Below are 14,479 nucleotides of genomic sequence, written 5' to 3' on the forward strand. Positions count from 1 at the left end.
ACTCTTTATTTATAAAAAATACTCTCGTTCCATTTTTCTACATCATTTTCCCATTGTTTTGGAACTTTACTTTCTTCTGAGCACATCATATTAATACCTCCTACAATTGCACAAGTTGTATCTCTATCTCCTAATGCAGAAACTGTATTCCAAAGTGACTCTTCAAAATCTCCTAGATAGTGATATACATTCCATAAAGCAATTGGAACAGTATCTTGAGCTAACATTTTTGTTCCGTTTCCTAAAGCTGTAACTATAGTTCGTATATCGTACGATTTAGGTAAATACTTAATCTTTTTGATTTTGTATTTTAAATCACTTTCTGGTGTAAAATCAATAATTGTATCTAACCAAACTTCTTTATTTAACTCATTACTTTTTGTACATAAGGCAGTAGCAATTGCTACACTTATTGCTCCGGCTACAGCTTCGTTGTTATAATGCGTTATTTCTGATGAAAGTTTAGCTTGCTCTGCAACATTACTTAAATCATCATAAAAATATGCACCAATTAATGCAACTCGCATTGCACTACCATTTCCCATCGATCCAGTACCATTAAAACTTGATTTTGATATTTCTAACCAATTTTTATTTGCATCAATCTCTAATAATTTTCTGTGCATTGAAGGTCCGTAACCTCTATGTCTGTCTTTTAAAAAGTTTTGAGCGAACTGATCTGCAACAAAATCTTGATTTATTTCTCCATACAACTCTAAAGATTTTAATAAAGGAATTGCCATAATTGTATCATCTGTATATCTCCATTCTGTTTCTGGAATGAATCTATTTTCTAAAGCAGATTCTACAATTACTCTTTCTCTAAAAAAACTATCACCAAAAGCATCTCCTATTGCTATTCCTGTTAGTGATCTTTTTGCTAAATCTATTCTATTTTTCATTTTTCTAAACTTTTTGAAAATCGATGTGATAAATCGATTATTTCTTCTCTTTTTACTAAATCATGTAACCAATCTTTTGGTATACATTCTTCTTCATAATATAATCCTGCTAAGGCTCCGGTAACACAAGCAGTTGTATCTGTATCTTCACCTAAATTCACAGCTTTTAAAACTGCTTCAGCATAAGAATCTGTAGTTAAAAAACTCCACAAACTCGCTTCTAAAGTATTTAATACATAACCCGATCCACAAATCTGTTTTTCTGCCAATTCATATACAGGTTCAATTGTATAATCACCTATTGGATTTTCTAATATTCTATGAAACTTATTGATTTCACTTTCAGAACAAATCGCATTTTCATTTAAAAAATTATTTATGGTTTGTTGCATTCTTTTATAAGCTTCATACTTTTCCAATCCGCTTAATAAAGCTAACATGAACTCCACATAAATGAAACAACTCAGTACAGAACGGATATGCCCATGTGTGATTGAAGAAACCTCTTTCACTTTTTGAAATCGTTCTTCTATTGACATATCTTTTACATAAAATGCTAACGGACTAATTCTCATTAAAGATCCGTTTCCATTATCAAATTCATCTGTTCCACCTGCTAATTTTGCTGGCGTTCCATTTGCAAAAGAATTTATAGCCGAATTTGTTGCAATTCCGATATCAAAAACTTCTCCGTGTGCCGTCCAATAATTATCTCCATACCAACGCACAAAATTTGTTGCTATAGATTTTGTGTCATAACCTTTACATAAACTTTCAGCCAAACAAAATGTTAAAGAACTATCATCACTCCAAGTTCCTTTGGGTTGATGATGAGAACCAAACGCTCGCATTGTTTTAACTGGAAATTCTTGTAATGTTAGTCTAGATGTAAATTCTACTGGAACTCCCAATGCATCACCTACTGCTAATCCTAAAAATGTTTGTTCTATTTTCTTTTTCATTTTTGTTTGTTTTGAATTTTTGTAAAATAATAATTCATTTATTTATGATGAGAACCTGAAACTAGTTCAGGTTGACGAACATCATTTAATCAAACTCTTTTTGAAATGCTTCTATAAACTTTTCATTTTTTGAATAAATCGCAAAGACTACTCTTTTAAATTGATTTTTAAATTTATTGTCAAAATGCGATTTAAACAACTTAGCAATATCATTAGGATCATTCTGAAAAACTCCACATCCCCAAGCTCCTAAAATCAAAGTATTATACTTCTTTTCGGCACATAAACTCAATAGTTTTTCAATCCTAGTATTCATTACTTCATTAACCTTATCAACTAAATGCAGTTCTTTACGTTTAACTACACCATAATTAACAGCCGCTGAAGTTACCAATCCACATACTGAATAATCAGCTACCAATTCTCCTCTTCTATCTCTAAAAACTGGCACATTTGGACTATGAATCATTGCGTCAGTGTATATACAAGATTTCATACTTCTATGTGTATCATAAAAATCGAAAGCACTCATTTGACTTCCATACAACGCTGATGAAACTGCTAAACTTTCTTCTTGTGCTAAAGCTCCGTTTAAAAATCCTCCTCCAGGATTCTTTGCTGAAGCAAAATTTAAACACATCACTTTTCCTTCTTCTTCTTGATGTATTCTATGAATAGCGCTAACAGAATCTTCATGTGTTACTTCAAATACAGTATTTTGATTATTTTCTAATTTTAAATTTCTTTTTACATCATCTAAATCTTCTGATAAATACAATTCAGTATTATCGATACAATGATCTATTTCTTCTTTAATATCTATTTTTTCACCTAAAGGCATTGTGTAATATCCCTTTTCTATGATTTCAATAGTCTGTTCTGCTTTTAATTTTCGTGTTGACTTTTTCATCTTCTTTCCTATTTACTCTTTTCGCCTTAGATTTTAAATCTAACCTATCTTCAAAAACCGATTTACTTCTTCATTAAAACTCAAATATGGTTTTTCTTCTGGAAGCTCTAAGGCATCTAAATTTTTGTTTAACACAAACTGATATTGTTGATTTACATATGCTGATATGTCTTCTATTTCAATAATATCTTCTTTACCAAATTTTACTATTTCTTCGTTTCTGATTCCTAATTGAATCGCTCTACGTTCTAGTTTTGCTCCATACGGATCATGATCTGGATCCCACTGTAATCGAATGTTTGAATTTTGAACTTCTTCTTTCCAAGCTTCTTCATTTTCGTACAAATGCGATTGATAACTCGAATATACAGCCTGACTCAAATAGCGTTCGAAAGCTGTTCTTTTTAAATGAATTGCTAAAACAACTTCTTGACCTTCTTTTGTTCCCCAACCATTTCTATACATCATCCATAGAAAGTTTGGTTTAATCCAAGTCATTCTTGTATACTTAAATGGACCTCCAAAAAATTGGTTTCTCACAGCAAAATTCCCGATCGCTGGTCTGTATGACTGATATACAATTACTTTTTCTTCATCGTATTGAGCCATGATATGATGACCTGATTCTGGCCATTCATTCAATTGTTCTTTATAATTTTTAAATTTCAATTTCATTTTTAATTTATTTTTGTCACTTCGAGTGAAATTATTTGTAATACGATGACAAATAATTTTTTATCGAGAAGTTTTCATCTCTTAAATAGTTCTCGATACAATCCCGATAAATCGGAATTACTCGAACTGACATTATTACATAAGCGTTTCCAATTTAATCTGCTCAACTCCTTCAACATCTTTAAAACTATCTGTTGTAAACACTTTTGTAAACTTTTCTTTTAAATGTTCTACTCCTTTACTAAAAATTCCGTGACTTACAGCTAAATATAAATCACCTGCATTTTTCTTTTTCAATTCATCTGCTAACCCCATAAAAGTTCCTCCACCATCACAAATATCATCTACAATTAAGCAATTCTTCCCACTTAGATCTTCTTCGTAAACTTTAAAACCTTCCAGTTTTCCGTTTGTTACATTTCTCTTTTTCGAACATTCTACTACAGCAATTCCCCCTAAATATTCCGACACTTTATATATCTTTTTCAAAGCTCCTCCGTCAGGAGAAATTAATAACACTTCAGATCCAATTTTTTCAATTACTTTTTCAATGAACTTATAATTAGTTACTACTTTACAATCATTTAAAACTGCTGGAGTAACTTCAGAATGTGGATCAAAAACAGTAATCTCATTTAATTTCAAACTATTTAACAAATCCGCATACACTTTTACTGTTAATGGTTCTCCAGGTATCATAACTCTGTCTTGTCTTGCGCCTGGAAAATATGGAATAAAAAGATCGATTATTTTTACTCCACATCTTTTAACAGCATCAACTGCACACAATAACAATCCCATATCATTAAAAGAAGTAACTCTAGTTGTTATCGTTACTTTTTCAACATTAGTTAAATCGGACGATATTTTAATGTGAGGTTCTCCTCCTGAAAAAGCGAACGATTTAAATGTTACTTGGTTACCTCCTAATGGTTCAAATGTTGAATCTAAATTGAAAATCATTTTTGTGTTATTTTTACGCAAAACTAAAACATAAAAACAAACTGACAAAATAATTTGTGTAAAAATTACACTATCTTAATTTCAAAGTGGAATCCTTCTTGTACTAATTGATCGTATTTCTTTTTATTAAACTTAAAGAGTTTGGCAGGTCTACCGCTGCCTTGCTGATGAATTTTATCGGTTTCTTCTACAATTTCAAAACTCAATATTTTTTTTCTGAAGTTTCTACGATCAATCTTGTGTTCTAAAATTGTAGTGTATAAATTTTCTAAGTCTGAAAACGGAAATTCTTTATTTAATAGATCAAAACCTATAGGTTGATATTGCAATTTAGCTTTTAAACGATCTTTAGCCATATCTAAAATCATTTGATGATCGAAAGCTAATTCTGGTAAATCATCTAACGAAAACCATTGTACATCATTAGCATCTGTATCTGCTTTAATAGTGAAGTGATTAGGACGTACTAATCCAAAATATGTAATAGATACAACTCTATTTCTAGGATCTCTATCAGGTTTTCCAAAAGAATACAACTGTTCTAGATAATCGAATTTAACTCCGGTTTCTTCTTTTAATTCTCGTTTCACAGCATCTTCTAAAGATTCATCATCCATAACCAATCCACCTGGTAATGCCCAAGAATCTTTAAAAGGTGCTACTCCTCTTTTTATTAATAAAACCGAAATTTTTTTGGCTTCGTATCCGAAAACAACTGCATCTACAGCTACCTTAATATTCTGAATTGCTGGCATAGGTTTGTGTTAATAAAACACAAAATTACAAATTATTCAATTTTTAACTCAATGTTTCCTGTTTAATTACGGTATCTGTATCTAATTCTACAGCTGCTACATCCTTTATAAACAAACGAGCAGTATACTCTCCTTTTAATAAAATTTGATTGTCAGTTACTTGTAACCAACTTCCTTCACGTAAACCTAAAACAGGAATTTCATTAAAAACATGATATTCTTTAATTCTTGTTTCTCTAGTTTCACCCATATGTTTCGATGTTGGATCTGGATCTAAATAATGTGCATTGATATTAAAAGGAATTAATCCCATAGTATCAAAACTCGGTGGATATACTATTGGCATATCATTCGTATTCATCATGGTTATTCCACAAATATTACTTCCTGCACTAGTACCTAAATAAGGTGTTCCGTTTTCAATAGTTTCTTTAAGCGGATTAATCACATTATTCTTGTACAATTGATTGACCAATTCAAAAGTATTTCCTCCACCAGTAAAAATTCCTTCAGCATTTTTAATTGCATCTACAGGATCATCAAACTCATGTATTCCTTTTACTTTTATTCCTATTTTTTCAAAAGCTTCTTTAGCTTTAGCAGTGTAAACATCATAAGAAATACCACTTGGGCGCGCATAAGGAATAAATACAATTGTATTTACATCTTTAAAAAAAGTAGATAATTCTGGTAAAATATATTCTAAGTATCCGCTACCATGAACGGTTGAAGTACTTGCTACAATTAATCTTTTCATAATTCAAATTAACAAAAATTTACAGCCGTATTAAAACTTTTTAAGAAGGATAGTTCTTTTATTTGTAAATCAATTGATTGTATGCAAAAACTATTACTTTATCTTATTTTATTATTTTCTATCCTTTCTTATTCTCAAAACAAAAGAATAGAAATATCTGGTACGCTTTCAGATAGTGCTGGTAAAGTTGTAGATGCTCATATCATAAACGTTACTTCGAAACAAGGAACTTTTTCGGATGAAGATGGTAACTTTGTTATTCCTGTAAAGTTAGGAGATGAATTAAAAATTACTTCCATACAACATAAAGAGGAAAACCTAATAGTTGCTAATGTTATCATTAAAAACAAACGGTTGGATTTAACTTTATTTCTTAAAGATTATCTCTTAGAAGAGGTTGAAGTAAAAAAGACTTACTTAAGCGGTCATCTTGGAACAGATTCTAAAGGAATAAAAAAGAGTGATAAGCAAGCTGTAATGGAAAATCTTGGTTTTAATCCGTTTCCTAAAAAACTATCTAGAATTGAACGAGAAATCAAAACAGCATATGCTGGTGGTATGCAGTTCGGTTTAGCAACAACAGTTTCTTTAGATTATATTATTAACTCTGCTTCTGGGAGAATAGATATGCTAGAACAACAAAAAGAACTTTTAGATAATGAAAGCAGATTGCAAGAGTTAAAAGCTACTTATAAAAACTACATTATTAATAATTTAAAAATAGATTCTACGCAACTTTCTAGATTTTTATACTTTTCTCATTTTGATAATGAGTTTAAAATAGTTTATAAAAAAGGAGGTGTAGAATTAATTGAGTTCTTAAAAAAACAAGCTCAATTATTTAAAGCTTTACAAGAAAAAAAATGATTAATCTTAAATTTCATTGAATTTAAAGCTTTCTATTTAACATATATTTACAGAGTCCTTAAAACTTTTTAAGAAGTTTAGTCCTTTAATTTGCATATCAACTAATTATATGCAAAAACTATTACTTTATCTCATTTTATTATCATCTCTATTATCATATTCTCAAAATAAAAGAATAGAGATTTCAGGTACACTTTCCGATAGCGCTGGAAAAGTTGTAAATGCACATATTATAAATACGACTTCTAAACAAGGAACGTTTTCTGATGAAGCTGGTAATTTTATTATCCCTGTTAAACTAGGAGACGAATTAAAAATTACTTCTATACAACACAAAGAAGAAAACTTAATAATTGCCAATGTTATTCTTAAAAACAAACGTTTAGATTTAACCTTATTTCTTAAAGATTACTTATTGGAAGAAGTAGAAGTGAAAAAAAACTATTTAAGCGGACAAATGGGAATTGACGCTAAGATTATTAAGAAAAGTGAAGAACAAAAATTAATGGAAAAACTTGGTTTTAATCCTTTTCCTAAGAAACTTTCGCAAATAGATCGTGAAATATATGCAGCTTCAAGTGGTGGAAGTTTAGTTCCTTTAGATTTAATTATAAATACACTTTCTGGTCGATTAAAAATGCTTAAAAAGAAAAGAGAATTACTTGAAAATGAAAAAAGAATGATTGCTGTAGAAGCTAAATACAAAGCAATGCTTATTAGTCAATTAAAAATAGATTCTACCGAAGTGTCTCGTTTTCTATACTTCTGTCATTTCGATAAAGACTTTAAAGAAGTTTATTATAAAAGTGAATTTGAAATGATTGAATTTCTTCAAAGACAAGCTAAATTATTCAAAAAATCTAAAGAAAAATAAATCGTGCGTACGCTATTAACCTTACTTTTTTTCATAATTCCCGCTATAACAATTGTAGCTCAAGAAACAATTACATTAGAAGGAATAATAAAAGATACTACAGGAACTATTCCTAATGCTCATATATTAAATAGAAATACAAAAAAAGGAACAATATCTGACGATAATGGTACATTCGAAATTGTAGTACAAGTAAATGATATTTTAGAAATTAGTACTATTCAACATTATAAAAGAATTATTACTATCACTACTGAAATTCTTAATTCTAAAAAGTTAGAGTGTGAAGTTTTTTTAAAAAGTAATCTATTAAACGAAGTTGAGGTAACTAACGGAGATTTATTTAGTGCTTTTCAAAAAACAATAGATCCTAAATTAGAAGAAATAGCACTTGTAAGTTCTAAAGGCGCATTAGACTTTTCTAATGTAAAACCTGAAGCAAATTTAGATTATAATAAAAACGATGATGTAAATAAACGTTTAAAGAACATTGTAGATCCTACAAAACGATTTGAAGGTGCTAGTTTTGGTTTTGCCTTACCTTTTTCTAGAATAAGTAAAGATAACAAACTAAAGAAAGAAATAGAATACAAAGAAAATTTCCCTAAACTTTTAAAAGCAAAATTAGGAGAAGATTTTTTCCATAAAAAATTAGGAATACCAAAAGACAACTATTATAATTTCCTTTTGTATTGTGAACCCTTAGGAATTGAGAGTTTATTTAAGAAAGGAGATATAATTGGTGTTATGGATATCTTTTTTAAAGAGTATAAAACTTACCTCAAGTTAATACATCAATAAATAATTTTTATAGACTCACTATTCTAAAAGAGTAATATTTTTTGTATTTTAAAGGTGATTATTTGTTTCACCTTTAGACGACTTTCACTATGAGAAAAATTACTTTACTTTTATTATTGATTTCTATACATTTTTATGCGCAAAGAACTCAAATAAACGGAACCATATCAGATAACTTAGGAATTGTAGATAATGCTCATGTAATTAACTTAACTTCTGCTGAAGGTACTTTTTCGGATGAAAAAGGTTATTTTTTAATCAATGCGCAATTAGGTGATGTTCTTCAAATTACTTCTATACAACATTATGGGCAAAAAATGAAGATATCTTCAATTACAATGGACCGCAAGAAGATTAATATTCTACTAGAAATTCAAGAACGTGTTTTAGACGAAATTGAAGTTAAAAAATCTGCTTTATTACAACAATTAACTTCTGATATTAAAAAAACACCAAAAGATAAAGGAGTAGAAAAATCAAAAAAGGCTACAAAATTCGAAGGAACTCAAGTTACAGATAATGTAATTTTAGCTAGTGCTATAGAAAAAAGTGAGTCTGAAATGAAATCAGATCCAATTTTAGCTTTTGAAGGATTAACATTAGTTCAATTTTCTCTATTCACTTCAAGCGAAGAAAAAAGATTAGAACAACGTATTAAAAAAGAGGTATTTCGTGATCATTTACCAGAAAGAATTATGAATATTGTTGGTAAACAAAACTTTACAGAAACAATTAAAATTCCAGAAGATCAAATACTTAATTTTATCAATTACAGTATCGATGATGAAATTACAATGAATGTACAACGAGAAGAACATTTTAAAGTGATTGAAAGCTTGAAAGAAAAAAGTGTTACATATTTGAAAGAATTAAAACAATAAACTTATCTTTTTATAAAAATCAGTAATTTGGCTCAGCTTTTGAAGCTTTACAAGTCATGAAAAAAATTCTAATTCTATTTATAGGGATTTCATTTTTATCCTTTACTGATCACAAATACTATATTGCATTAACAGAAATTGAACATAATCCTACAAACAATTCAGTAGAAATGATTATGAATGTTTTTGTTGATGATATAGAAAAAGCTATCAATACTGATTATGATACTGATCTACAACTAAACACAAAAAAGGAACATCAAAATACAAATTCTTACCTTACTAAATACTTAAAAAATCATTTTAAAATTTCTATAAATGAAAAACAAGTAGAGTATAATTTTATTGGTAAAGAATATGATGGAAATATCGTTTACTTCTATTTGGAAATTGAAAACATAAATGAAGTAAAAAGTATTGAAGTTAAAAATGATGTTTTAGTTCAATACTTCTCCGATCAACAAAACTTAATAAAAGCAAAAGTAAATGGAGATCGAAAAAGCCTTTTTCTAACCAAAAAAAATGATAAAGGTTTGTTAAAGTTTTAATCAATATATTTACTAAGCTTTAACTTTATCAAATCTTACATTCAAATTATAAACAGATAATGAAAAAAATTTTTTATTCATTTTTTCTAATCTGCTTTGCTATCACTATTTCTGTAGATGCACAAAGTAGAACTAGAAAAACGCAAAAAGGTCATACTAACGAAAATAAATTCAAACAATTAGAAGATCTTTTAGCGACTCCAAATGAGGTTCATACCGCTTCAGGTGCACCAGGAAAAAAATATACTCAACAAAAGGTTGATTATAAAATGGACATCTTTTTAGATGATGAGAAACAAAGAATAACTGGTAGTGAACAAATAGTATATCATAATAATTCAGAAGATGAACTTCCGTATTTATGGGTACAATTAGACCAAAATATGAGAGCTGCAGATTCTAAAACTCCGGATATTACTTCTGTTAAAGTTCCAAAAAACATTAGTAAACGTAACTTTAACCGTTTCTTTCCTGAAAAACCTTTTGATGGTGGTTTTAAAATTACTGAAGTTACCAATGCAGATGGTAGTGAATTATCTTACATTATTAATAGAACTATGATGCGTGTTAATTTACCTAAGCCATTAGCTGCAGGTGGTACTTTTAAATTTAATATTAAATGGTGGTACAACATAAACAATCACAGAACTCAAGGAGGTAGATCTGGTTATGAGCATTTCCCAAAAGATAACAATAATAACTATGTTATAGCACAGTTTTACCCAAGATTATGTGTGTATGATAACGTAGAAGGTTGGCAAAATGACCAATTTTGGGGACGAAGTGAATTTGCTTTAGAATTTGGTGATTTTGATGTGAACATTACTGTTCCTTCAGATCATATTTTAGGTGCAACTGGTGTTTTACAAAATGAAAGTGAAGTTTTAACTAAAAAGCAACAAGAGCGATTAGCTAAAGCAAGAAAAACTTACGATAATCCTGTTTTAATTGTTACTCAAAAAGAAGCAACTAAAACTGAAAAGAGTAAATCGAAGAAAACTAAAACATGGAAGTTTTCTGCTAAAAATGTAAGAGATTATGCTTTTGCTACTTCTAGAAAATTTATTTGGGATGCAATGGCTGTAGATATTAATGGTAAAAATGTAATGGCTTATTCATTATATTCTAAAGAAGCTAATCCTTTGTATGGAGATCATTCTACAAGAGCTGTTGCTCAAACTCTTAAAACATATTCTCGTTATACTTTCGATTATCCATACCACAAAGCAATTTCTGTAGATGGTCAAATGGGAATGGAATATCCTCAAATTTGTTTCAATCCTGGTCGTCCTAATCCTGATGGAACTTATTCAGATAGAACAAAATATTTAATGATCAAAGTTACTGTTCATGAAGTTGGACATAATTTCTTTCCTATGATTGTGAACTCAGACGAGAGAAAATGGACTTGGATGGATGAAGGATTAAATTCTTTCATGGAAATGCAAGCTGAATTAGACTATGATCCTAATTTCCCTATCGTAAGAGGATTACCTAAAAACATTATAAAATATATGGACGGTAATCAAGCTACAATTGCTCCAATTATGTCTAAAGGAGATAATGTATATAGTTTTGGAAACAATGCTTATGGTAAGCCTGCTACTGCTTTATACATACTTAGAAATACGGTTATGGGTCCAGAATTATTTGATTATGCTTTCCAAACATATTCTAAACGTTGGAAGTTTAAACACCCAACGCCAGCAGATTTCTTTAGAACTATGGAAGATGCTTCTGCAATGGATTTAGATTGGTTCTGGAGAGGTTGGTTTTATACAACGGATGTTACTGACATAGGAATTAAAGGTGTTAAAAAATTCTATACTCAACCTGGTAAAGGTGAAACTGTAGATTTTATTCAAGATAAAACTGAAGGTTTAGGTTTTGGAACTGCAAAAAATCCAAAGTCTAAATACCACTATGAAATTACATACAATAAACCTGGAGGATTAGTAATGCCTATTATTGTAGAGTTTACTTATTCAGATGGAACAAAAGAAAGAAAAAAGTATCCTGCACAAATTTGGAGACTTAACGATAATGAAGTTACTAAAGTTTTCTCTTCTGATAAGGAAATTAAAAATATTGAAATTGATCCAGATTTAGAAACTGCGGATGTAGATACAGAAAATAATAGTTGGCCAAGGAAACAAAACAATAAGTTTCAAAAATTCAAAAATAAGGTCAAAGGATAACAAAAAAAAGCCGATAGCAATGCTATCGGCTTTTTTTTAATAAAACTTTGTTAATTTTTATAACAAATTTTATCTTACGAATATAATTTCTTTAATTTCCGTAAATTATTTTAAAATCAACTAAATTTTATAATGAGAAAGTTATCAGCTTTACTACTTACTGTGATGTTAATCACTTCCTCAGTATATGCTCAAGAAGCTAAAAAAGATACTGAGAAAAAACCTCAAAAAGGTCATGTAGACAATAATAAGTTTCGTCAGTTAAAAGATGTTCTAGCGACTCCAAACTCGAATAGAACAGCTTCTGGTGCTCCAGGACACGAATATTCGCAACAAAAAGTTGACTATGTGATGAATCTTCGTATAGATGAAAAAAACAATAAATTATATGGAGACGAAACAATCACTTACTATAACAACTCTAAAGATCATTTGGAATATTTATGGTTACAATTAGATCAGAACATGCGTGCTCCTGATTCTAAAACTCCATTATCAAATTCTACACGTGCAAACTTATTTGAAACTCCAGAAGATTTTGTTGCTAAAAATATGGGAACAAAAAAAGATTTTGGTTTTAAAATCGAAGCTGTTAAATATGAAGATGGTAGAGATTTATCTCACACAATTAATCGTACAATGATGCGTATTAATTTACCAACTCCTTTAGCTCCTGGTGCTAGTTTCAAATTTAAAATAAAGTGGAACTATTTAATTAATAATTCAGTTACCGATGGTGGTAGATCTGGTTTTGAACAATTTAAAGATGGAAATAAAGCTTACACTATAGCTCAATTCTTTCCAAGATTATGTGTGTATAACAATGTTGAGGGATGGCAAAATATGCAATTCTGGGGTCGTAGTGAATTTGCTTTAGAATTCGGTGATTACGATGTAAAACTTACTGTTCCAGCTGATCATATTGTTGATGCTACAGGAGACCTTCAGAATGAAAAAGAAGTTCTTACTAAAGAGCAACGTAAAAGATTTGAAAAAGCTAAAAAATCTTTTAAAGACCCTGTATTCATTGTAACGCAAGCTGAAGCTGAAGAAAACGAGAAAAAAGGTACTGATAAAACTAAAACTTGGCACTTTAAAGCTAAAAACGTTCGTGATTATGCTTTCGCTACTTCTAGAAAGTATATCTGGGATGCAATGGCTGTTGATATTAACGGAAAAACTGTTATGGCAGTTTCTTTATATCCTAAAGAAGGAAATCCTTTATGGGAAGAGCATTCTACAAGAGTAGTTGCTAACACTTTAGAAGAATATTCTAAATTAACTTTTGATTATCCTTATTCTAAAGCAATTTCTGTTCATGCTGACAGACAAGGTATGGAATATCCTATGATTTGTTTCAATTATGGTCGTCCAAATCCTGACGGAACTTATTCTGACAGAACTAAAAATGGAATGATTGGTGTAATTACTCATGAGGTTGGACACAATTTCTTCCCTATGATTGTAAATTCAGATGAACGTCAATGGACATGGATGGATGAAGGTATTAACTCATTTGTTGAAATCTTAGCTGAATTAGATTATGATCCTAATTTCAATACAAATAACTTACCTAAAGATATTGTTCGTTACATGAGCTACGATCAAGAAAATTTATCTCCAATTATGTCTCAAGGAGATTACGTGAAAAATTTTGGTCCAAATGCTTATACAAAACCAGCTGCTGGTTTATACATGTTAAGACAAACAATTATGGGACCTGAATTATTCGATTATGCTTTTAGAACATATTCTCAACGTTGGATGTTTAAGCATCCAACTCCTGCTGATTTCTTTAGAACTATGGAAGATGCTTCAGGTATGGATTTAGATTGGTTTTGGAGAGGTTGGTTCTACACTACAGATTACTGTGACATAGGAATTAAAGAAGTTAAGCCTTTATACTTAACTAACAAACCTAACGAAAGAACTAAACAATTACAAAAACAATATCCAGGTTATTTTGCTTCATTAGGAAAGTTAATTCATGTAACTACTGAAAAAGCAGATGCTGATCCAAGCGAATTAGAGAGTTACATAAAAGGTTTACCAGCTGATGAAAAGGCTAAATTAAAAGAAATGCCTAAATATATGTATCAAGTTGAATTCGAAAAACCTGGAGGTTTAGTTTTACCTTTAATCGTAGAATTAACTTATGCTGATGGTACTAAAAAACGTGAACAATTCCCAGCTCAAATATGGAGAAGAGATGACACTAAAGCTTATAGAGTATTCACATCAACTAAAGAAGTTAAAAGTATTGTAGTAGATCCTGATTTAGAGACTGCAGATATTGATACTTCTAACAATAGCTGGCCTAAGAAAACTGAAAGTAAATTCGATAAGTTTAAAAATACTAAAAAGTAATTTTTACTTTTAAAAAACA

At 29.7% G+C, this 14,479-nt stretch carries 14 protein-coding genes; 7 read left to right on the top strand and 7 right to left on the bottom strand.

Annotation, left to right across the window (positions count from 1 at the left end):
- Positions 1-5: 5 nt before the first annotated feature.
- The 7 genes from Q1A46_RS10705 to pepE form a co-directional block, all read right to left on the bottom strand.
- The gene (locus Q1A46_RS10705) at positions 6-902 is read right to left on the bottom strand and encodes an ADP-ribosylglycohydrolase family protein (protein WP_299677970.1); all 897 of its coding nucleotides are present in this window, start codon (positions 900-902) and stop codon (positions 6-8) included.
- Positions 899-1,864, bottom strand: coding sequence for an ADP-ribosylglycohydrolase family protein (locus Q1A46_RS10710; RefSeq protein ID WP_299677973.1), 966 nt, complete (start codon positions 1,862-1,864; stop codon positions 899-901). Before Q1A46_RS10710 ends, Q1A46_RS10705 begins: the two co-directional genes overlap by 4 nt.
- A gap of 85 nt (positions 1,865-1,949) precedes the next feature.
- A complete protein-coding gene (locus Q1A46_RS10715; protein ID WP_299677975.1) occupies positions 1,950-2,774 on the bottom strand; it encodes a TIGR02452 family protein in 825 nt (274 codons plus the stop codon).
- Between the two features lie 39 nt (positions 2,775-2,813).
- The gene (locus Q1A46_RS10720) at positions 2,814-3,449 is read right to left on the bottom strand and encodes a DUF4291 domain-containing protein (RefSeq protein WP_299677977.1); all 636 of its coding nucleotides are present in this window, start codon (positions 3,447-3,449) and stop codon (positions 2,814-2,816) included.
- A gap of 135 nt (positions 3,450-3,584) precedes the next feature.
- Positions 3,585-4,412: a ribose-phosphate diphosphokinase gene (prs, locus tag Q1A46_RS10725; RefSeq protein ID WP_299677980.1), complete on the bottom strand. Its 828-nt coding sequence runs from the start codon at positions 4,410-4,412 to the stop codon at positions 3,585-3,587.
- Positions 4,413-4,477: 65 nt separating this feature from the next.
- The gene (locus Q1A46_RS10730) at positions 4,478-5,167 is read right to left on the bottom strand and encodes an NUDIX domain-containing protein (protein WP_299677983.1); all 690 of its coding nucleotides are present in this window, start codon (positions 5,165-5,167) and stop codon (positions 4,478-4,480) included.
- A 43-nt stretch (positions 5,168-5,210) separates the two neighbouring features.
- The gene (gene pepE / locus Q1A46_RS10735) at positions 5,211-5,924 is read right to left on the bottom strand and encodes a dipeptidase PepE (protein ID WP_299677986.1); all 714 of its coding nucleotides are present in this window, start codon (positions 5,922-5,924) and stop codon (positions 5,211-5,213) included.
- Positions 5,925-6,005: 81 nt separating this feature from the next.
- On the opposite strand from pepE, the gene Q1A46_RS10740 reads away from it, so the two are divergent.
- The 7 genes from Q1A46_RS10740 (at position 6,006) to Q1A46_RS10770 (ending at position 14,460) form a co-directional block, all read left to right on the top strand.
- The gene (locus Q1A46_RS10740) at positions 6,006-6,791 is read left to right on the top strand and encodes a hypothetical protein (protein WP_299677989.1); all 786 of its coding nucleotides are present in this window, start codon (positions 6,006-6,008) and stop codon (positions 6,789-6,791) included.
- A 109-nt stretch (positions 6,792-6,900) separates the two neighbouring features.
- Entirely contained in the window at positions 6,901-7,665 is a 765-nt protein-coding gene (locus tag Q1A46_RS10745) for a hypothetical protein (RefSeq protein WP_299677992.1), read from the top strand.
- Between the two features lie 3 nt (positions 7,666-7,668).
- The gene (locus Q1A46_RS10750) at positions 7,669-8,466 is read left to right on the top strand and encodes a hypothetical protein (RefSeq protein ID WP_299677995.1); all 798 of its coding nucleotides are present in this window, start codon (positions 7,669-7,671) and stop codon (positions 8,464-8,466) included.
- Between the two features lie 89 nt (positions 8,467-8,555).
- On the top strand, positions 8,556-9,347 hold the full coding sequence (locus Q1A46_RS10755; protein WP_299677998.1) for a hypothetical protein: 792 nt from the start codon (positions 8,556-8,558) through the stop codon (positions 9,345-9,347).
- A gap of 56 nt (positions 9,348-9,403) precedes the next feature.
- The gene (locus tag Q1A46_RS10760) at positions 9,404-9,895 is read left to right on the top strand and encodes a DUF6702 family protein (RefSeq protein ID WP_299678001.1); all 492 of its coding nucleotides are present in this window, start codon (positions 9,404-9,406) and stop codon (positions 9,893-9,895) included.
- Between the two features lie 59 nt (positions 9,896-9,954).
- Positions 9,955-12,093, top strand: a complete 2,139-nt coding sequence (locus tag Q1A46_RS10765; RefSeq protein ID WP_299678004.1) for a M1 family metallopeptidase — start codon at positions 9,955-9,957, stop codon at positions 12,091-12,093.
- 132 nt (positions 12,094-12,225) lie between these two features.
- Positions 12,226-14,460, top strand: a complete 2,235-nt coding sequence (locus Q1A46_RS10770; protein ID WP_299678007.1) for a M1 family metallopeptidase — start codon at positions 12,226-12,228, stop codon at positions 14,458-14,460.
- The last annotated feature ends 19 nt before the right edge of the window (positions 14,461-14,479 follow it).

Source organism: uncultured Tenacibaculum sp. (assembly GCF_947502995.1).
Lineage (GTDB): Bacteria > Bacteroidota > Bacteroidia > Flavobacteriales > Flavobacteriaceae > Polaribacter.